Here is an 18,786-nt window from a genome sequence, read left to right as displayed (position 1 = left end):
GGCACTTTTTTATTTTGAATAGAATGTGACAAAGGGGCTAAATGTGACAAAGGGGCTAAATGTGACAAGATGTGCCGCTTTTTTTCGTTCGCTGTGGACAGGAATTGGCGAATAAGTGTAGAATTATTATTCAATCGGTCATTCTAGGCGATGTTTGAATGATACAACGAGAGGGTATTGAATTGAATATGCCCGCAGCAAAGGAGGTATCAGATGATTATTATTCTCTATTTAAGCGTTGCACTTATCGCAATTGCTTTCCTCATTCTTGTCATCTACTTGTCCAAAACATTGAAATCCTTACAGCTGACATTAAAGAATGTCGCATCAACTTTAGAAGGTCTTGAAGGACAGATGCAAGGCATCACCACAGAGACAGCACAGTTGCTACATAAGACCAATCAGCTTGCTGAAGATATTCAAGACAAATCGGCAAAACTTAACACAGTTGTGGATGCGGTGCAGGGAATTGGCGGCTCGATCAACCAATTTAATACAAGCATAAAGCAGGCAGCTGGTGCGGTTTCTTCATCCGTTGAACGAAATCAGGAGAAAGTCACGGATGTGGTAAGCTGGAGTAACGCAGCACTTGAAATCTATAAAAAATGGAAACAGCGTAAACAACAATAATCAACCATTTTCGCATAGGAGGAATAATCATGAGCAAAGACGGAATCAATAGCAAAGACTTTTTGATCGGAACACTTATCGGTGGCATTATCGGTGCAACAACGGCATTATTTTTAGCACCAAAGTCAGGGAAAGAGCTTCGCGATGATTTGAACACCCAAGCGAATGCCCTAAAAGAAAAAACAGATCGTCTTACAACAGATGCAAAGGAAAAAGGCACTGAATATGTGACGATTGCGAAAGACAAAACATCTGAGTTGTCTCAGCTCGTAGCAGAGCAGTCAAACCAGATTTTAGACAAAGTAAAAGACATAAAAGATCGTACAGCTGGAAAAGCTAAACAAGTAAAAAGCGAAGCAGAAGATGCTGCAGCAAATATTGCAAATGAAGCTTCAGATGTAGCAGATGAAGCAAAAGTAAGAGCACAAGAAGCAAAAGCAGACATTGAAGACGGCATCAAAGATGTCAAAGAAAAAGTAGAACAATCTACGAAAGGCTAACTCGCTGCTTAAGTTAGGAAGGAGCACATCATGTCTAAACAACTCATAGAAACAGAAGAACAGTTTGACCAACTAACAAATCAAGACGGAACCTTTGTCTTTTTTAAGCACAGTTTGACATGTCCAATCAGCCAAGCTGCTTTTCAAGAGTTTGAAGCGTTTGCGTCAGAACATGAGGATGTTCCTGCTTATTTCTTGCAAATTCAAAACACAAGAGAGCTTTCATCCTATGTGACTGAAAAGTCAGGGATCAAGCATGAAAGCCCGCAGGCACTCATCTTTAGCGGTGGCAAAGTAAAGTGGCATGCTTCTCACTCAAGCATTACAAAAGAAGCGCTTGAACATAACATGTAGAAAAACGTCAGCGATTGCTGACGTTTTTTTTATAAAAAAGGTTTACTTGTATCAAAAGTATGCTATAATCTTACACATAATACTTTATCGCTTAAAAGCGTTTGGGTAATAAAGAATTTTTTCGTGACAATTCCGAAATCTTTGTTTATAATAAACCCTATTATAAGAGATCAAAAATAAAAAGCGAGAGCGGGCAGAGGAAAGGATGACAAAAATGAGCAACAATGAATTGGAACAATTGAGACAGCAAGCAGATGAACTAAATCTTCAAATCTTAAAACTGATCAATGAAAGAGGAAACATTGTAAAAGAAATTGGAAAGGCAAAAGAAGCGCAAGGTGTCAACCGTTATGACCCTGTCAGAGAGCGCACAATGCTTAATCAAATTCTTGAAGAAAATGATGGCCCATTTGAAAATTCAACGATTCAACATATTTTCAAAGAAATTTTCAAAGCAGGTTTAGAGCTTCAAGAAGATGACCACAGCAAAGCACTTCTTGTTTCTCGTAAGAAAAAACCTGAAAATACAATTGTAAATATCAATGGAGAAGCGATCGGTGACGGAAAACAACGTTTCATCGTTGGACCATGTGCCGTTGAAAGCTACGAGCAAGTTGCAGAAGTAGCGGCAGCAGCGAAACAGCAGGGACTAAAACTTCTTCGCGGTGGGGCATTTAAGCCTCGAACAAGTCCATACGACTTCCAAGGACTTGGCGTAGACGGTCTAAAAATTCTAAAACGTGTAGCAGATGAATACGGTCTTGCAGTTATTAGTGAAATCGTGAATCCTGCTCATATTGAAGAAGCGATTGAGCATATCGATGTCATCCAAATTGGAGCACGTAACATGCAGAACTTCGAGCTTTTAAAAGAAGCTGGATCAGTGAACAAACCAGTTCTTTTAAAACGCGGTCTAGCAGCAACAATTTCAGAATTCATCAATGCAGCTGAATACATCATCGCACAAGGAAATGACCAAATCATCCTTTGCGAGCGAGGCATCCGCACATACGAAACAGCCACAAGAAATACACTAGATATCTCGGCTGTGCCAATCTTGAAACAAGAGACACATTTACCAGTCTTTGTTGACGTGACACACTCAACAGGACGCAGAGATCTACTTCTTCCAACAGCTAAAGCAGCTCTTGCGATTGGAGCAGACGGTGTGATGGCAGAAGTGCATCCAGATCCATCTGTTGCCCTATCTGACTCAGCGCAGCAAATGGACATTCCACAATTCGAAAAATGGTTAGATGCGTTAAGACCACTTGTCAACATTCACGCATAATCATAAATAGAAAAGCCGCCGGATGACAGCCCGGCGGTTTTTTCATGAAAAAATACGATTAAGATTGGCAATGAAAGGAAGAGAGCACATTGCAAGCTAAAAATATGCTTGTTCACAATGTTTTCATTTTTAAAATTCGATAGAATCTGCTAAGATCATTGTCATAGCTGACGTTCGCGACGATTTTTGGTGAAATATGATTCAATTTACAGGTAACAAGCTCATTAAAGTTTGTTTAATTTAGTTATAAAAAGAAAGGGAACGTTTTCATATGAAGAAAAAACGTGTATAATTTCATAAAAGAATGTCATTTTGATGTAGATTGAAAAATTATGTGTCTCTTTTCATCGTTTTAATGACAAATAGGATATTATTTTCCTCGTATCTGACATGTCTCTATCCAATTGGTGAATGCTATAGATATGAAGTGTATTTGAAGGAGTGATTTATGTGAATAATGTTACAATATATGATGTAGCAAGAGAAGCAAACGTAAGTATGGCAACGGTATCACGCGTTGTTAATGGTAATCCAAACGTAAAACCAACAACAAGAAAAAAGGTGCTTGAAGCAATTGATCGTCTCGGCTACCGTCCGAACGCAGTCGCACGAGGCCTTGCAAGTAAAAAGACTACAACAGTTGGGGTTATCATCCCTGATATTTCAAGTATCTTCTATTCAGAGCTTGCACGAGGAATTGAAGATATTGCGACGATGTACAAGTACAACATTATTTTGAGCAACTCAGACCAAAATACTGATAAAGAACTTCATTTGTTAAACACAATGCTTGGCAAACAAGTAGATGGAATCGTTTTTATGGGCGGAAACATTACAGATGTGCATGTGGAAGAATTTAAGCGCTCTCCTGTACCAATTGTACTTGCTGCATCTGTTGAAGAGCAGGCACAAACACCATCAGTCAACATTAACTATGAACAAGCCATTTATGATTCAGTTCAGCTATTAGTTGAAAAAGGACATAAACGAATTGCGTTTGTATCTGGACCAATGTCAGAACCAATTAACTCTATGAGAAAGCTTGCTGGTTATAAGCGTGCGCTTGAAGAAGCTGGTATCGCGTTTGACGAAGCGCTTGTTGCTGAAGGAGACTACTCATATGACTCTGGTATTGAAGCGCTCGCTAATCTGCTTGAGCAATCTGACAAGCCGACGGCTGTGATTGCAGCGACTGACGAAATGGCGCTAGGTGTCATTCATGGAGCGCAGGACAGAGGCGTATCAATTCCTGAAGATTTAGAAGTGATTGGCTTTGATAACACAAGACTATCCCTCATGGTGCGCCCTCAATTGACAACAGTTGTTCAGCCGACTTACGATATTGGCGCTGTTGCGATGAGACTTTTGACAAAGCTCATGAACAAAGAACAAGTAGAAGATCAAATTGTTGAATTACCACATAGAATTGAAGAAAGACAATCGACGAAATAAAAAAGAAAGCAGGCTCACTTGATCAGTGGACGCCTGCTTTTTTTATGCCTTTTTCTTTTCTCGTCGAACAGGCATGAGTGCTTTTTCTACCGTTTGCGCATTTTTTTCTGTAATTTCTGCTCTTCTTGGAATCGGTGGATATAAATCGTCAGGATCTAGCCATGTGGATGGAAGCGGAACAGGTGATTGTTTTTCCCATGCACGAATCCATTCCAGAGGAAGCACATCTGGTGGTGTAATGCCTTTCATCTCAAGCCAAATGTGGCTCCATGCTCTTGGGACGACACGCCAAATATCATAGCCGCCTCCGCCCACAGCGATCCATTTTCCATCACAATATTGATGCGCCAGCTCATGGGCAATTCTAGGAATTTCCTCATATATTTTCATGGTAGCAGATAAATGCGTCAAAGGGTCATAATAGTGGGCATCTGCTCCATTTTGCGTCAAAATGACATCTGGTTTAAAAAAAGCAGCAATCTCTGTCACTGCTGTTCGATAGGCTTCTAAAAATGATTCGTCTTCTGTAAATGCGTCAAGCGGGATATTATATGCATAGCCATAGCCTTTATCATGACCCCTTTCCTGTACTTGTCCAGTTCCAGGGAACAAATAGCGCCCTGTTTCATGAATGGAAACAGTACATACCTCTGGATCATCATAGAAGCTAAATTGTACACCATCGCCATGATGAGCATCTGTATCAATATATAAAATTCTAGCGCCATATGTCTTTTGAATATACTGAATGGCCACCGAGCTGTCATTATAAATACAAAAGCCAGAGGCACGTCCTTTAAATCCATGATGAAGCCCGCCGCCAAGATTGAGCGCATGCTGCGAATGTCCAAGCATCACTTGATCAACCGCTGTTAATGTCCCGCCAACTAGGAGAGAAGCTGCCTCGTGCATCCCTGCAAACATCGGGGTGTCCTCAGTGCCAAGACCATAACGTTCCCCCTCTGCGGTGGACAGTTTTCCTTCACTTGCCCGCTGTACTGCTTGAATGTAGTCTGCTGTATGGACAAGCTTTAACTCCTCCAGCGTCGCCATACGAGGTGCGACAATCTCATCATCCGTTAACGCCTTCATTTTTTGAAGAAGATCATAAGTTAAGTAGACACGAAGCTGATTGAAGGGATGATCTTGGTGAAACTGGTACGTTTGAAAAGATGGTGAAAAAACAAAGGTCGCTTCCTTCATTTGATCGTCTGCTCCATAGGCCAGAGCACTTTATAGCCTTTTGCACGAATCAGCTTCATCACATGATCTGCATGCATCGTTTGAAGGCGGAAGACGAGCACTTTAGAGGCTTCATTGGCATGTGGGTACACGAGTACACTCAGCATTTGAATATGCTGCTCTTTTAAAATGGCCGTAATGTCTGCAAGACCCTCTGTCACTTGCGCTACTTCAACCTCTAAATGTGATCCAGGCTGATCTGCACCTGTTAGTCTTACAAACGTACGAAGTAAATCTGTTTTTGTGATGATCCCTACAAGCTTACCACGTCTCACAACGGGAAGACAGCCAATTCCGTGTTCAAAAAAGACACTTGAAATCTCCTCAACGAAATCAAGCGGATGAGCGGTAATCGTCTCTAGCACCATGATGTCTTCAACCGGCCGCTGAATAAAAAGCTGCCTTTTCTCTGTTTCAAAAATACTAGGACTGGCATTTTTAATATCCCGATCTGTCACCATCCCAATGACAGATCCCTGCTCAGATACGATGGGAATATGCCGAATGTGATGTGCACTCATTTTTTGAATGGCTTCTTCAATCGTATCGGTTTTTCGCAGCGTGATCACATCACGCTCCATAATTTGTTCAATCATCATGTTTACCAATCCCCTTTGCCAAAAAAACGAATTGAACGTTAATACATAAAGCGCTGATGGAAGCGAAGACGATCAAAACGCTCGATTGAATCTGGACTCACATGTTTTCCGATCCGTGCCATTAAACAATTGGCTGGATGTGAGCTGATCTCTGGCTCATCTGTTGCAAACCAGACCAGACCGCCGGCGTTCATCATTTTCTCCATCATTTTGCGGTACTCCCACACGTTTTTCTTTGTCCCTTTTAAATCCCAATGCCAGTAATATTCGGTTGTAATGATAATGTAATTCTCCATTTGCTCATCCATCATGCTCACATCCAGTAAATGCTTGCCAAGTGAGCAGCCTCTGAATGGAGGAGCGACTTCAATGGCACCGAGCTCAATTAAATTGTCCATGTTGCCTTCTGACCAGCGTTCAAGCGGATCAGGGTACAAATACGTGACATAGCCTACGACAAGCTCATCCACCCTAGCAATGATAATACGTCCTTCAGGAAGATCTGCTATTTCAACAAGTGCTTGTTTCTGTTCCTCAGGCGTGCGAAATGCTGTTAGTCCTTCATGAAACGTATATTTCGCCAGCTCTGATGCAGGTACCGGGCCTTCAATCAGGATGGTGCCTGTTTCTCTCTCAATTGTTTTTGAATAATAAGTTTTAGGATGCTCCACGTATCCACCGCCTCAAATTCTAGTGAGTCGTCTCTATTTTATCTTAAATCTGACAATAATTAAAACGGTTTCATCATAAGTTTTTTAAAAATTGAGAAAAAAAGTCATCTATACTATAATGGTCATTGTAAACGTATGCAAAGGGGGACTGTTTGATGAAAGTGGAAACGCTACCATCAGTAAAAGGGGACTATCATTTAAATGATTATGAGCAAGCATACAAAGAATTTTCATGGGAGGAAGCGAGAAAAAATTTCTCTTGGTATGAAACAGGAAAAGTAAATGCAGCTTATGAAGCGATTGACAGACATGCGGACTCGTTTCGTAAAAACAAGGTGGCGCTTCACTACAAAGATTCACAGCGGGATGAAAAGTATACGTTCAGGGATATGAAAATCAAGACAAACAAAGCAGGAAATCTATTAAGAGAACAGGCACATGTGCAAAAAGGGGATCGCGTGTTTATCTTTATGCCAAGATCACCTGAGCTCTATTTTCTACTGCTTGGTGCTGTCAAAATTGGTGCAATCGTCGGTCCGTTATTTGAGGCATTTATGGAAGGTGCCGTCAAAGATCGTTTAGAAAATAGTGAGGCAAAAGTGATTGTGACAACGCCTGATCTGCTTGAGCGGATTCCGTTTGCAGAACTTCCAAAGCTTGAATCCGTCATCATTGTCGGTGGTGAAAAAGAGGATGCAGGTGGTGTGCGGACGATTCACTTTGAAGAAGCATTTGAGCAGGCAGCGAAGGAGCTTGAAATCGAGTGGATGGATGAAAAAGATGGATATCTGCTTCATTACACGTCAGGATCCACTGGTACGCCAAAAGGTGTGCTCCATGTTCATGGCGCAATGGTGCAGCAAGGCCAGACGGGTAAATGGGTACTTGATTTGAAAGAAGAAGATGTCTACTGGTGCACAGCTGATCCAGGCTGGGTAACAGGGACGGTGTACGGTATTTTTTCTCCGTGGTTGAATGGAGCGACGAATGTGATTTTAGGCGGCCGGTTCAACCCTGATACGTGGTACGAAACCATTGAATCGCTTGGTGTGACCGTTTGGTACAGTGCGCCGACAGCCTTCAGAATGCTGATGGGAGCAGGAGACGATCTCATTCAAAAATATGATCTCAGCTCACTCCGTCATGTGTTAAGTGTAGGAGAGCCACTTAATCCAGAAGTGATCCGCTGGGGAGACGCTGTATTCGGTAAACGAATTCATGATACTTGGTGGATGACAGAAACAGGTGCACAGCTGATTTGTAACTATCCATGCATGGATATCAAACCAGGGTCAATGGGGAAACCAATTCCAGGCGTTGAAGCTGCGATTGTAGATAATGCCGGAAATGAACTTCCGCCATACCGGATGGGGAACCTTGCCATCAAAAAAGGCTGGCCGTCTATGATGCATACGATCTGGAACAATCCTGAAAAATATGAATCTTACTTTATGCCGGGAGATTGGTATGTTTCAGGAGATTCAGCTTATATGGATGAAGACGGATACTTCTGGTTCCAGGGACGTGTCGACGATGTCATCATGACGTCAGGAGAGCGGGTCGGTCCATTTGAGGTAGAAAGTAAACTGGTGGAACATCCGGCCATTGCAGAGGCTGGTGTCATCGGAAAACCAGATCCTGTGCGCGGTGAAATTATTAAAGCATTTATAGCGCTTAGAAGCGGATATGAACCGACAGATGAGCTGAAAGAAGAGATTCGTACGTTTGTGAAAAAAGGACTCGCTGCACATGCAGCACCGAGAGAAATTGAGTTTAAAGACAAACTGCCAAAAACACGCAGCGGTAAAATTATGAGACGTGTGCTAAAAGCGTGGGAACTGAATTTACCTGCTGGCGATCTCTCGACAATGGAAGATTAATCACTTCCGTCAGTTGACTTGATATCAAAAGTATGTTAAAAATGACTTTAGTTGAATATGAAAAGGTTTTGACTGAGATTCAGTAGAATCATCTTTCCCTGTCCAAGAGAGCTGACGGCTGGTGCGAGTCAGTACAAAGAGATATTCGAATTACCCTCACGAACCGCTTTTACGAAAAGGAGCATATGCTATCTGATTAGTGAAAGAACGGATCTGTCCGTTATCAGTGTAAGTGAAAAGACGTGTTGTTTTGTCTTTTAAGCAGGGTGGTACCGCGATATATATCGTCCCTTCGTTCATTCGAAGGGGCGTTTTTTATGTTGAATTGTAAAAAAAGGAGATTTGGATATGAGTCAATTGATGGAAGATTTATCGTTCAGAGGATTAATTCAGCAGCAAACAGATGAAGAAGGTTTAACAAAATTATTAGCAGAAGAAAAAATCAAGCTATACTCCGGCTTTGATCCAACAGCTGACAGCTTGCACATTGGTCACTTACTCCCAATTTTAACATTGCGCAGATTCCAAGAAGCAGGTCATCATCCGATTGCACTTGTTGGCGGCGCAACTGGACTGATTGGTGACCCAAGTTTCAAAAAAGCAGAACGTTCACTAAACCCAGCAGAAATCGTCGAACAGTGGTCAGAGAAAATCAAAGGCCAGCTCTCTCAATTCCTTGATTTTGAAGCAGGTGACAACCCAGCTGTTATCGTCAATAACTATGACTGGATCAGTCAAATGAATGTCATCACGTTCCTTCGTGATATTGGAAAGAACTTCGGTGTCAACTTCATGCTCGCAAAAGATATCGTCAGCTCCCGTATTGAAACAGGGATTTCGTACACAGAATTCAGCTACGTGATTCTGCAATCGTTAGACTTCTTGAACCTTTACAGAAATGAAAACTGTAAGCTGCAAATCGGCGGAAGTGACCAGTGGGGAAATATCACATCTGGACTTGAGTTGATCCGTAAGTCTGAAGCAGAAGGCGCAAAAGCATTCGGTCTCACCATGCCGCTTGTGACAAAAGCAGACGGCACGAAGTTTGGGAAAACAGAAGGTGGTGCCATCTGGTTAGATAAAGAAAAAACATCACCATATGAATTCTACCAATTCTGGATTAACACAGATGACCGTGATGTCGTGAAATACTTAAAATACTTTACGTTCTTATCAAAAGAAGAGATCGCATCGTACGAAGAAAAAGTGCAAACAGCCCCTGAAAAACGTGAAGCACAGCGCCGTTTGGCAGAAGAAGTCACAACACTTGTGCATGGCCGTGAATCACTAGAACAGGCTGTCAACATCTCAAATGCGCTATTTAAAGGCGAGATCAAATCTCTTACAGCAGAAGAAGTGAAAGTAGGCTTTAAAGATGTGCCATCAATGGAGAAAGACAGTGGAGAAGAATTAACACTTGTTGATGTTCTTGTCGAATCAAAACTGTCTCCATCAAAACGTCAAGCACGTGAAGATATCACAAACGGTGCCGTCTACATCAACGGAGAGAGACAAACCGACAAAGACCATGTCCTTTCAGCTGAAGACCGAATTGAAAACCAATTTACCGTCTTAAGAAGAGGGAAAAAGAAATACTTCCTTGTAACGTATAAATAAATCCTTATGAAACAGTAAGTATCATGAAAAGCACCTCAAATGTTCATATACATTGAGGTGTTTTTCTTTTTTATTCAGAAGTAGGAATTAAGCTTTTACAGAGCGGCTTTCTCTCATTTGTCTGTTTCTTATTCAAGAAGTGAATCTTCGTTTGTATAAGCATGTTCTACCTTACAAATTCGGGTTGTATAGGATTCATACCAATCTTTTTTTCCTTTTTTTTGAACACGCTGATGTGCTGTATGTGCTTTCCATTCTTTGATGGCTGCTAATGAATCCCAGTAAGAGACAGTGATTCCAACACCATGTTCATCTCGTGCACTTTCTATTCCAAGAAACCCGTCTAGTTCTTTCGCTAATTGTTCCATTTTTTGAGCAGCAGCAGCGTATTCTTTCTGCTCAACATTTGTTCGTTTTGATGTGAAAATGACTGCATAGTAAGGTGATGCAGGTGTTTGAGTAAATAGCATCTAGTAGAACCTCCTTTTGTCTATTCACATTATATATGAAAGATAGAGAGGCCCGTAGTCTTTTTGTTTTAATTTAAAAAAGTCCAAGGTGCTTTATGATTATTTATATTTCTGTAAAATCATCTCATAAAACATTACCTTGTTCACTTTTCTGACATATTTTTCTTGTATAAAATAGAGTCGAATAAGATGAATAAGGGGGAATGAAAGTGATTCGATTTAAGAAAAAGAGTTTGCAAATTCTTGTTGCGCTTGCCTTAGTGCTAGGTTCAATGGTCTTCATCCAGCCGAAAGAAGTCAAAGCGGCTGCGCATAATCCGGTTGTAATGGTACACGGCATGGGCGGTGCGTCTTATAACTTTGCTTCGATCAAACGATACTTAGTGACACAGGGCTGGGATCAAAACCAACTTTTTGCAATCGATTTCATAGACAAAACAGGTAATAACCTGAACAATGGCCCGAGGCTCTCTAGATTCGTCAAAGATGTACTAGCCAAAACGGGCGCCAAAAAAGTAGATATTGTGGCTCATAGTATGGGTGGTGCGAACACGTTATACTATATTAAAAACCTAGACGGCGGAGATAAAATTGAAAACGTCGTCACACTTGGTGGAGCGAATGGACTCGTATCACTCAGAGCATTACCAGGCACCGATCCAAATCAAAAAATTCTTTACACATCTGTCTATAGCTCAGCCGATCTCATTGTCGTCAACAGCCTCTCACGCTTGATTGGCGCAAGAAACGTCCTCATCCACGGCGTTGGACATATCGGTCTATTAACCTCAAGCCAAGTCAAAGGCTATGTGAAAGAAGGATTGAATGGCGGAGGACAGAATACGAATTAAAAAATGAAAAAGACAGCGATTTGTGCTGTCTTTTTTGATGTCATGGTTATATGGGAGCTGCTAGATGTTGGAGAAGATTTTTAGGAGGATAAAAGATGACGCAAAAACTCAAATATGTTTTCTTAGGCTACTTTCTCTATTTCCCATGTTCATTTCTGATCATCTATATGATCTGGATGGCAATCGTCAAATCAGTGCAATGGACAGAAGTCATATCTAATTGTACATCCATCATTGGTATCTATTACTTAATAGCCAGTGTGTGGTTTGTCTTTTTACTGCAAAAACAGACAAAACATCGTACATAGCCAAATAAAAACATGTACAAATCAACCACCATTCCTTACACTACATATAATGAACGAGACTCTTTGGAGGTGGGGATTTGTGCAACAACATCAAAAGGCTTTGATTATGGTCGATGTACAGAAAGCATTCGAGCACGAAAAATGGGGAGAACGGAATAACCTAGATGCAGAGAAGAATATCAATCGTCTATTGACGTTTTGGAGAGAAAAAGGCTGGACAGTCATTCATATTCAGCATACATCGGATCAGCCGCACTCCTTATTTCATCCAGCAAATGAAGGGCACTCCTTCAAAGAGATCGCTAAACCGCTAGATGAAGAAACGGTCATACAAAAGAAAGTCAACAGCAGCTTTATAGGCACAAACTTAGAGGAACAGCTAAGATCAAACGAGATCGACACTGTTGTGATTGCTGGACTTACAACACCGCACTGCGTATCTACCACAACAAGAATGAGTGGAAACCTAGGCTTTGATACATACCTCATTTCAGATGCAACAGCCGCCTTTGGACTCGCAGATCAAACCGGTACATATTATGACGCAGAAACGATCCACCGCCTCTCACTTGCAACACTGCATGATGAATTTGCGACTATCCTGACAACTGAGCAGCTGATCACAAATTGGGCAAGCAAAAGCTCCTAGAATCATCTCTAGGAGCTTTTTGCTTGTTCATCCAGCGGCTGTTTTCGTTGTTCAATACTTGAGTAGATGAGATCTATTCCAATAAATAAGAAGCTGACAAAGAAAGATAAAATGAGTGTGCCGTGCTCCCAAATGGAGATATTTACTAGTTTTATGTAAAGGATATACTTAATCGAGAGGTGTAAAACGATCCAAGAACTGATCCACTCCAAAGCAAAAGTCAGCCATGAAGGGAATTTGAGTAAATAAGCCAGCCCTTTGCCTATGAAAAGAAGAAAAGGCGACCAAAAAACCACGATTCCACTCACCAATAAAGAGAACGAGATGAAAGAGAAAAATGAATCATATGTGATGTAATCTCCAAAAAGATAGTTTATCCCTAAAGCAACGATGCACAGCATGACACTTGGAACAGCGATCACGAGGCAGAGAGAAAAATAAAGCAGTAATATGAACGATATCGTAGCCAATAGGTTTGGTGGTGCATCTATGACCTGCTTTTTTCTTAAAAGAGAATAGGCGAAAATAGACAAGAAAAAGAGAACGAAAATCATGACTATGGTAAAAAACATGGAATTCCTCCAGCTTAGTGCGTTAGAAAAAGATCTCTATCATCATTGTACCAATAGACAAACGGCAGCTAAATGATATTTTTTTCCTATAGTTGCATGTGGGAATGACAATCACGTAATGAAGCGTGAAGGTGGTTATGCTGCGAAGAAAGGTTTTTGAATATGGAAGGTAACTTCCAATGTTTTCATGTATAATAGAGAGCGTGCAAATGTACGGCGTACTCAAAGGTGGTCTTGGCTAAATCCCCTTGAAAGGGGGTGCTGCCTATGTCAACTTTTCAAGCATTGTCCCTTATGTTTTTATTTGGGATGTTTATTCTTGCTTTGTTGACGTATATAGACAAAAAGAAATAGACCACCCTTTGAGCCTAGACAACTTGTAGGGTAGGTCCATTTATTGTGTACCTTCTAGCCAGCTCACTTTGAGCCAAGCATTTGTGCATTGCCGGGATGTGACAGCATCCTGGCTTCTTTTAATTTACGCTACATCTATTTGTATTATAACATAAAAGGGATTTTGTTAAACACTGTCATACATCCACTCTCATCTTGTTAGGTGTTAGAACATGATGGAATACAAACAAAAAACCCTAGAAATCCTTGAACAATCAAGGTCTCTAGGGTTTGTTTGATCACTCTCTGAGAGAGCAATGAAATTAACGAGAGTAGAACTCAACGATTAATTGTTCGCTGATTTCAGGTGCTAATTCAGAACGCTCTGGAAGACGAGTGAAAGTTCCTTCAAGCTTTTCAGCATCGAAAGTAAGGTATTCAGGTACGAAGTTGTTCACTTCAACTGATTCTTTCACAACTGCAAGGTTTTGAGATTTCTCACGAAGAGCAATCGTTTGACCTGGTTTCACAGAGAAAGATGGGATGTCTACACGGCTTCCATCAACAAGGATGTGACCATGGTTTACTAGCTGACGAGCTTGGCGGCGCGTACGAGCAAGGCCAAGACGGTATACTAGGTTGTCAAGGCGAGTTTCAAGAAGGATCATGAAGTTTTCACCTTGTTTACCAGGAAGTTTAGCAGCTCTGTCAAATAGTGTACGGAATTGACGTTCGTTGACACCGTACATGTGACGAAGCTTTTGCTTCTCTTGTAATTGTAAACCGTATTCAGATAGTTTTTTGCGTTGTCCTGGACCATGTGGGCCTGGAGCGTAAGGGCGTTTTTCAAGTTCCTTACCTGTTCCGCTTAATGAAATGCCTAAACGGCGGGAAATCTTCCAACTTGGACCTGTATAGCGAGCCATAATGTGACTCCTCCTTATTGTTTTTATTTGTGAAAAATAAAAACCGTCTGTTCTTTGTCTTTTCCGTCATTATGTTTTCATGCATCCTCGCTCCAGCAGCAGGGAGTTACAAGATGCACCTCCATATAGAAGGAACAAAATGATACAAAAAAGCCGAACAAAAAGGCTGCCATATTTCACACAAACTCTATTATATGACGCCAGATAGGAGAAGTCAACCTATTTAAAGAGGAGAATGTCAAACGTGGTCGGCATTCATTCGGGAAGAAAGCAAAACAAAAAAGCAGACACATTGTCTGCTTTTCAAGCATCATGACGCATCAGTAGATGCTGATAACGCATTTTGGACAACCTCTGTAAATTGAACTAAGTACGTTTCATCTATTTCATTGAAACGATCTTTCACTGGACTGTCAATGTCGAGTACCCCAATGATTTGTCCATTTACTTTAAGAGGGATCACAATTTCAGACTGCGATGCTGCATCACATGCAATATGACCAGGGAATGCATGCACATCAGCGATACGCTGTACATCACCTGTCGCAAATGCTGTACCACAAACCCCTTTTCCAGAAGGAATGCGTACACATGCGGGCAGTCCGTTGAATGGACCAAGCACAAGCTCTCCGCCTTTTGCTAAATAAAATCCTGCCCAATTGACCTCAGGAAGCGAGTGATAAAGTAGCGCCGCAGCATTGGCTAGGTTGGCAATGAGATCAGGTTCACCATCCGTAATCGCTTCTACTTGCTTGATGAGTAATTGATAGTCTTTCGATGGATCGCCAGACTGTTTTTCGACATGAAACATGAAAATCTCCTACTTTCTATCTCAAAAATACATAACTTGCGCTTCGCATGTGGGATTTGTCGAGCAATGATTAAAGGAACTTCCGCCTTCACCTTGAAGTATGTACACATGAAGAGGGGTGAGCGGATGAAAACATCAACAACTGTGCAAACAAAAGACCGTATTATTGAAGCTGCCATCAGACTTTTTAACCAAAAAGGATTTTCTGGAACCTCTGTCCGTGAGATTGCGAAGGAAGCAAACGTCAACGTTGCCCATATATCTTATTACTTTCAAGGAAAAGGAGGGCTACTCGAGCAGCTCGTATCCGATTTTTATGAAGGGTATATTCAAATGATTGAATCGCACATCCAGTACATGGAAACCCGTCATGCAAAAGAATGTTTACTTCATGTGGTTTTTGATATTTTATCTTATCAGCATGAAAACCGTCAATTAACCCGTTTCGTTTATCGAGAGGTGACCATTGATTCAACGCTGATCAGGGAAATCATGTCCACCTATTTAACAAAGGAAAAATACTTGTTTCAGCTCATCATTGAAAAAGGAAAAAGCACCCATGTGATTTGTAAGCAGCTGTCACTCTCATCATTTATGATCCAGCTAAAATCACTTCTGATGATGCCATATTTGCAGCCGCAATATTTAACAGAGGTGCTTTATATCAACCCAAACGAGCCTTACTTTTATCAAACGTACTATAAGGAACTGAGCCGGACGCTTCATCATTTATTAGAACCAAATGAACCCGCACTTGATTTTCACCTGAAACTCATGATGTCTTCAAATTGATCATACGCATACCCGAGATCTTCCGCTTGATGGGCATCAGACCCGAATATGAGCGGAATTTTTTTCTGTTTTGCAAAATCAATCATCCATTGATCTAAATAGATACTTCTGGCATATGTTTTACGAAGACCTGATGTATTAAAATCTAAGGACATGCCTTTTTTTGCCGTTTCTTCAAGACAAAGGGTAACCCTTTGACATAGTTCTGGCGACATTTCGTATGGAAAAAGCTGTTTGAATTTCTGGACAAGGGTGATATGGCCGATTCTCTTTGGCTTATATGGACCTAAAGATGATAGAATAGAAGAATGAATTTGGTCATAGTAGCTTTGGTAGACGTGTTCGATGCTGCCATAGATGCTGATCAGCTGCTCGAAGGCATGCTCATCAAAATCAAGACAAATATAATCATTGTCAGCAGGAAGAAAGTGAACAGATAAAATGCTATCGTCTAGTTCAGGTCCGTAGCAGTCTAAAAAGGCACTTGTTTCCTCTTCATACTCTTTGATATAGTCGACCTCAAGCCCAGTTTTTACTATTAACTGTCCTTTGTATTCCTGTTTCAGCTGATCCAGCTTCGTCAAATACGCTTCAAGGTCTTGAAGCTTCATGGCACTATCCTGCTCAGGCGTTGGATCTCGAAACGAAGGAGGCAGCGGGGCATGCTCGGTAAAGGTGATGGAATCAAATCCCTTTTTCATTGCTTTTTCAATATAAGAATGAAAAGGATCAAGCGTACCGTGCGGGCAAAATGGCGTATGTAAATGTGCATCTTGTTTCAACATGTCGTCACCTCTTGTCGATATTTTGAAAAACGTCATGTTTATCAGCGAAAATAATGAAAAATCATGACCAAAAATGCTGGTTACATGGTATCATAATAACAATGAAAACGACAGCTTCCGCATACATAAAAACAGGTCACATCAATACATGTGATCAAATGATAGAAAGCCTGAATGACTTTCTTGAAAAAACATACATAAAACCGTGAATGGATCGTATTGGCAAAATACAATCCTGCTTATAAAAAACAAATGCAAAGCGGACACGAAAGGGTTCTCAGGTCTACTCGGGACACTACCCTGACATCACTTAGATCACAACAAGGGGGCTCATTATGGAGTTTATCATCGGTTTAATTGTCATTTTGCTTGCTTTGTTTTCAGTCGGTTATTTCCTCAGAAAAAATATATATAAAGAGATTGACCGATTGGAAGCATGGAAAATTGAAATTTTAAACAGATCAATTGTAGAAGAAATTTCAAAAATCAAACATTTAAAAATGACCGGAGAAACAGAGCAGTTTTTTGAAAGATGGCGTGCAGAGTGGGACGATATCGTCACAGCCCATCTTCCAAAGGTAGAGGAGCTATTATATGATGCAGAGGAGTATTCTGATAAATATCGATTCTCCAAAGCGAAGCAAGTTCTTGCACATATAGGAGATCTGCTCACCGCTGCTGATTCAAACATCGAAGACATTTTAAAAGAGATTGCAGACCTTGTCACAAGTGAAGAGCAAAACCGAAAAGACATCGAGAAGGTCAAAGAGCAATATCAAACGGTACGAAAAAATCTGCTTGCGTACAGCCATTTATACGGCACCCTTTATGACAAAATGGAGCAGGACTTAGATGAGGCCTGGGAGGGGATCAAGCAGTATGAAGAAGAGACAGAAAACGGAAACTACATGACAGCAAGAAAAATTTTGCTTGAGCAAGACCGCAGACTCGATCAGCTGCAATTATATATCAATGATGTACCAAAGCTCATCGCAGACTGCAAGCAAACTGTGCCAGGTCAGCTGACGAAGCTGAAAGACGGTTATAAAGAAATGACAGATAAGGGCTACAAGCTAGAGCACATCCAGATCACAAAAGAGCTGGAGAACTTGAATAAACAGCTGACCCGGGCGGAGAAGCTGCTGATTGATGAACTCAACTTAGATGAAGCATCAAGCATTCTGCAAATGATTGATGATGCGATTCAGACGCTGTATGATCAGCTGGAAGCAGAAGTAGAAGCAGGTCAGGAAATCAAGAGCAAAATGCCTGAGCTGACCGAGGCATTTGAAAAACTTGAACAAGACCACACGCAGACAAAGGCAGAAACGGCTCTTGTGAAAGAAAGCTACAAGCTGACAGCAGGAGAGCTGGATCAGCAGAAAGCCTTCGAAAAGCGATTAGAAGAAATTGAAAAGCTCATGAAGCAAATACGAGAGAAGCTTAATCGTGACCATGTCGCATACACATTATTAATGGATGAAATCAATCAGCTTGAGACCTTTATCGAGGATGCCAAAACGCTTCATGAAGCGTTTAAAGATCACCTTCAATCGTTACGAAAAGAAGAATTACAGGCAAGAGAAACATTGGCTGAACTTAAAACCATGCTGACAGATACAGTGCGCCAGCTGCACAAAAGCAACATTCCAGGTGTACCTGCTGACATCAAAGAACGTGCTGAAAAAGCGCAGGAGATGATTCAGCAAGTGCAGGAGCAGCTAGAAAATTTGCCGCTGAATATGCCAGCAGTGAACCAGCAATTAAAAGAAGCCTCTGAAACAGTCAGACATGTCGTTGATGAAACACATGACATGCTTCGTAAAGTGGATCAAATTGAACGGATTATACAATACGGCAACCGGTTTAGAAGTCAAAACCACATTCTTTCAGAGCAATTAAAAGAGGCAGAACGAAGATTTTATGCCTATGATTATAACGATTCATTTGAAGTGGCAGCAGCAGCTGTCGAAAAAGCATCACCTGGAGCCGTTCAGAAGCTTTTAACTCAGCAAGAAAAAGAATATCAGCATCAATAAAAAAAGCTGAAGTC

At 41.1% G+C, this 18,786-nt stretch carries 21 protein-coding genes and 1 other annotated feature; of the genes, 13 read left to right on the top strand and 8 right to left on the bottom strand.

All coding sequences use genetic code 11. From position 1 onward, the window contains the following. The first annotated feature begins 213 nt into the window (after positions 1-213). The 5 genes from NST15_RS13575 to ccpA all read left to right on the top strand — a co-directional run bounded on the left by NST15_RS13575 (position 214) and on the right by ccpA (position 4,227). Positions 214-630, top strand: coding sequence for a DUF948 domain-containing protein (locus NST15_RS13575; protein WP_017367864.1), 417 nt, complete (start codon positions 214-216; stop codon positions 628-630). 29 nt (positions 631-659) lie between these two features. Then, positions 660-1,130, top strand: a complete 471-nt coding sequence (locus NST15_RS13570; RefSeq protein ID WP_007501807.1) for a YtxH domain-containing protein — start codon at positions 660-662, stop codon at positions 1,128-1,130. Positions 1,131-1,160: 30 nt separating this feature from the next. After that, positions 1,161-1,484: a bacillithiol system redox-active protein YtxJ gene (gene ytxJ, locus NST15_RS13565; protein WP_007501805.1), complete on the top strand. Its 324-nt coding sequence runs from the start codon at positions 1,161-1,163 to the stop codon at positions 1,482-1,484. Positions 1,485-1,698: 214 nt separating this feature from the next. Next, a complete protein-coding gene (locus NST15_RS13560; protein WP_017358315.1) occupies positions 1,699-2,775 on the top strand; it encodes a bifunctional 3-deoxy-7-phosphoheptulonate synthase/chorismate mutase in 1,077 nt (358 codons plus the stop codon). A 450-nt stretch (positions 2,776-3,225) separates the two neighbouring features. Then, entirely contained in the window at positions 3,226-4,227 is a 1,002-nt protein-coding gene (gene ccpA, locus NST15_RS13555) for a catabolite control protein A (RefSeq protein WP_008343056.1), read from the top strand. Between the two features lie 42 nt (positions 4,228-4,269). Here ccpA and NST15_RS13550 read toward each other — a convergent pair whose 3' ends face one another. Genes NST15_RS13550 through NST15_RS13540 form a run of 3 tightly spaced genes read right to left on the bottom strand, consistent with a single transcriptional unit; the run spans position 4,270 to position 6,739 of the window. Beyond that, positions 4,270-5,430, bottom strand: coding sequence for an acetoin utilization protein AcuC (locus tag NST15_RS13550; protein WP_046526505.1), 1,161 nt, complete (start codon positions 5,428-5,430; stop codon positions 4,270-4,272). After that, entirely contained in the window at positions 5,427-6,068 is a 642-nt protein-coding gene (locus NST15_RS13545; protein WP_041092583.1) for a CBS and ACT domain-containing protein, read from the bottom strand. Before NST15_RS13545 ends, NST15_RS13550 begins: the two co-directional genes overlap by 4 nt. 38 nt (positions 6,069-6,106) lie before the next feature. After that, the gene (locus NST15_RS13540) at positions 6,107-6,739 is read right to left on the bottom strand and encodes a GNAT family N-acetyltransferase (RefSeq protein WP_272511799.1); all 633 of its coding nucleotides are present in this window, start codon (positions 6,737-6,739) and stop codon (positions 6,107-6,109) included. Between the two features lie 155 nt (positions 6,740-6,894). On the opposite strand from NST15_RS13540, the gene acsA reads away from it, so the two are divergent. Together acsA and tyrS are read left to right on the top strand one after the other, a co-directional pair. Further along, positions 6,895-8,619 (top strand): acetate--CoA ligase, encoded by a 1,725-nt coding sequence (gene acsA / locus NST15_RS13535; protein ID WP_041507654.1) that lies wholly within the window; start codon positions 6,895-6,897, stop codon positions 8,617-8,619. Positions 8,620-8,678: 59 nt separating this feature from the next. Continuing rightward, positions 8,679-8,914: a binding site (T-box leader), on the top strand. Positions 8,915-8,967: 53 nt separating this feature from the next. Continuing rightward, on the top strand, positions 8,968-10,236 hold the full coding sequence (tyrS, locus tag NST15_RS13530) for a tyrosine--tRNA ligase (protein WP_165379045.1): 1,269 nt from the start codon (positions 8,968-8,970) through the stop codon (positions 10,234-10,236). A gap of 128 nt (positions 10,237-10,364) precedes the next feature. On the opposite strand, the gene NST15_RS13525 is transcribed toward tyrS, so the two are convergent. Further along, a complete protein-coding gene (locus NST15_RS13525; RefSeq protein WP_165379044.1) occupies positions 10,365-10,706 on the bottom strand; it encodes an antibiotic biosynthesis monooxygenase in 342 nt (113 codons plus the stop codon). A gap of 203 nt (positions 10,707-10,909) precedes the next feature. On the opposite strand from NST15_RS13525, the gene NST15_RS13520 reads away from it, so the two are divergent. The 3 genes from NST15_RS13520 to NST15_RS13510 all read left to right on the top strand — a co-directional run bounded on the left by NST15_RS13520 (position 10,910) and on the right by NST15_RS13510 (position 12,514). Continuing rightward, positions 10,910-11,557, top strand: a complete 648-nt coding sequence (locus NST15_RS13520; protein WP_165379043.1) for a triacylglycerol lipase — start codon at positions 10,910-10,912, stop codon at positions 11,555-11,557. A gap of 95 nt (positions 11,558-11,652) precedes the next feature. Continuing rightward, positions 11,653-11,865 (top strand): hypothetical protein, encoded by a 213-nt coding sequence (locus tag NST15_RS13515; RefSeq protein WP_017358306.1) that lies wholly within the window; start codon positions 11,653-11,655, stop codon positions 11,863-11,865. 49 nt (positions 11,866-11,914) lie between these two features. Next, a complete protein-coding gene (locus tag NST15_RS13510) occupies positions 11,915-12,514 on the top strand; it encodes a cysteine hydrolase family protein (RefSeq protein ID WP_342498588.1) in 600 nt (199 codons plus the stop codon). 8 nt (positions 12,515-12,522) lie between these two features. On the opposite strand, the gene NST15_RS13505 is transcribed toward NST15_RS13510, so the two are convergent. Next, positions 12,523-13,086 carry a hypothetical protein gene (locus NST15_RS13505; protein WP_058213923.1) on the bottom strand — a complete coding sequence of 188 codons (564 nt, stop codon included), beginning with the start codon at positions 13,084-13,086 and terminating at the stop codon, positions 12,523-12,525. Positions 13,087-13,353: 267 nt separating this feature from the next. Here NST15_RS13505 and NST15_RS13500 point away from each other — a divergent pair, with 267 nt between their 5' ends. Next, positions 13,354-13,440, top strand: coding sequence for a putative holin-like toxin (locus NST15_RS13500; protein WP_017358303.1), 87 nt, complete (start codon positions 13,354-13,356; stop codon positions 13,438-13,440). A 302-nt stretch (positions 13,441-13,742) separates the two neighbouring features. On the opposite strand, the gene rpsD is transcribed toward NST15_RS13500, so the two are convergent. Beyond that, entirely contained in the window at positions 13,743-14,345 is a 603-nt protein-coding gene (rpsD, locus tag NST15_RS13495; protein WP_007501777.1) for a 30S ribosomal protein S4, read from the bottom strand. A gap of 310 nt (positions 14,346-14,655) precedes the next feature. Next, positions 14,656-15,156: a GAF domain-containing protein gene (locus NST15_RS13490; RefSeq protein WP_046344223.1), complete on the bottom strand. Its 501-nt coding sequence runs from the start codon at positions 15,154-15,156 to the stop codon at positions 14,656-14,658. A gap of 126 nt (positions 15,157-15,282) precedes the next feature. On the opposite strand from NST15_RS13490, the gene refZ reads away from it, so the two are divergent. Further along, on the top strand, positions 15,283-15,948 hold the full coding sequence (gene refZ, locus NST15_RS13485; RefSeq protein WP_342498587.1) for a forespore capture DNA-binding protein RefZ: 666 nt from the start codon (positions 15,283-15,285) through the stop codon (positions 15,946-15,948). Here refZ and hisJ read toward each other — a convergent pair. Next, a complete protein-coding gene (hisJ, locus tag NST15_RS13480; RefSeq protein WP_058213921.1) occupies positions 15,918-16,733 on the bottom strand; it encodes a histidinol-phosphatase HisJ in 816 nt (271 codons plus the stop codon). The genes refZ and hisJ overlap by 31 nt on opposite strands. A 335-nt stretch (positions 16,734-17,068) precedes the next feature. Here hisJ and ezrA point away from each other — a divergent pair, with 335 nt between their 5' ends. Next, positions 17,069-18,772 (top strand): septation ring formation regulator EzrA, encoded by a 1,704-nt coding sequence (gene ezrA, locus NST15_RS13475; RefSeq protein ID WP_058213920.1) that lies wholly within the window; start codon positions 17,069-17,071, stop codon positions 18,770-18,772. Positions 18,773-18,786 lie beyond the last annotated feature (14 nt).

It is taken from the genome of Bacillus sp. FSL R5-0820 (assembly GCF_038593385.1).
GTDB lineage: Bacteria > Bacillota > Bacilli > Bacillales > Bacillaceae > Bacillus > Bacillus altitudinis.
Note: the sequence above shows the minus strand (reverse complement) of the source record. Positions and strands in the feature narration are given on the sequence as shown.

Bases quoted from the DNA above. Each gene is read 5' to 3' on its own strand.
- NST15_RS13575 (WP_017367864.1), top strand. From the start codon at position 214: ATGATTATTATTCTCTATTTAAGCGTTGCACTTATCGCAATTGCTTTC.
- NST15_RS13570 (WP_007501807.1), top strand. From the start codon at position 660: ATGAGCAAAGACGGAATCAATAGCAAAGACTTTTTGATCGGAACACTT.
- ytxJ (WP_007501805.1), top strand. From the start codon at position 1,161: ATGTCTAAACAACTCATAGAAACAGAAGAACAGTTTGACCAACTAACA.
- NST15_RS13560 (WP_017358315.1), top strand. From the start codon at position 1,699: ATGAGCAACAATGAATTGGAACAATTGAGACAGCAAGCAGATGAACTA.
- NST15_RS13550 (WP_046526505.1), bottom strand. From the start codon at position 5,430: ATGAAGGAAGCGACCTTTGTTTTTTCACCATCTTTTCAAACGTACCAG.
- NST15_RS13545 (WP_041092583.1), bottom strand. From the start codon at position 6,068: ATGATGATTGAACAAATTATGGAGCGTGATGTGATCACGCTGCGAAAA.
- acsA (WP_041507654.1), top strand. From the start codon at position 6,895: ATGAAAGTGGAAACGCTACCATCAGTAAAAGGGGACTATCATTTAAAT.
- tyrS (WP_165379045.1), top strand. From the start codon at position 8,968: ATGAGTCAATTGATGGAAGATTTATCGTTCAGAGGATTAATTCAGCAG.
- NST15_RS13525 (WP_165379044.1), bottom strand. From the start codon at position 10,706: ATGCTATTTACTCAAACACCTGCATCACCTTACTATGCAGTCATTTTC.
- NST15_RS13520 (WP_165379043.1), top strand. From the start codon at position 10,910: ATGAAAGTGATTCGATTTAAGAAAAAGAGTTTGCAAATTCTTGTTGCG.
- NST15_RS13515 (WP_017358306.1), top strand. From the start codon at position 11,653: ATGACGCAAAAACTCAAATATGTTTTCTTAGGCTACTTTCTCTATTTC.
- NST15_RS13510 (WP_342498588.1), top strand. From the start codon at position 11,915: ATGAACGAGACTCTTTGGAGGTGGGGATTTGTGCAACAACATCAAAAG.
- NST15_RS13505 (WP_058213923.1), bottom strand. From the start codon at position 13,086: ATGTTTTTTACCATAGTCATGATTTTCGTTCTCTTTTTCTTGTCTATT.
- NST15_RS13500 (WP_017358303.1), top strand. From the start codon at position 13,354: ATGTCAACTTTTCAAGCATTGTCCCTTATGTTTTTATTTGGGATGTTT.
- rpsD (WP_007501777.1), bottom strand. From the start codon at position 14,345: ATGGCTCGCTATACAGGTCCAAGTTGGAAGATTTCCCGCCGTTTAGGC.
- NST15_RS13490 (WP_046344223.1), bottom strand. From the start codon at position 15,156: ATGTTTCATGTCGAAAAACAGTCTGGCGATCCATCGAAAGACTATCAA.
- refZ (WP_342498587.1), top strand. From the start codon at position 15,283: ATGAAAACATCAACAACTGTGCAAACAAAAGACCGTATTATTGAAGCT.
- hisJ (WP_058213921.1), bottom strand. From the start codon at position 16,733: ATGTTGAAACAAGATGCACATTTACATACGCCATTTTGCCCGCACGGT.
- ezrA (WP_058213920.1), top strand. From the start codon at position 17,069: ATGGAGTTTATCATCGGTTTAATTGTCATTTTGCTTGCTTTGTTTTCA.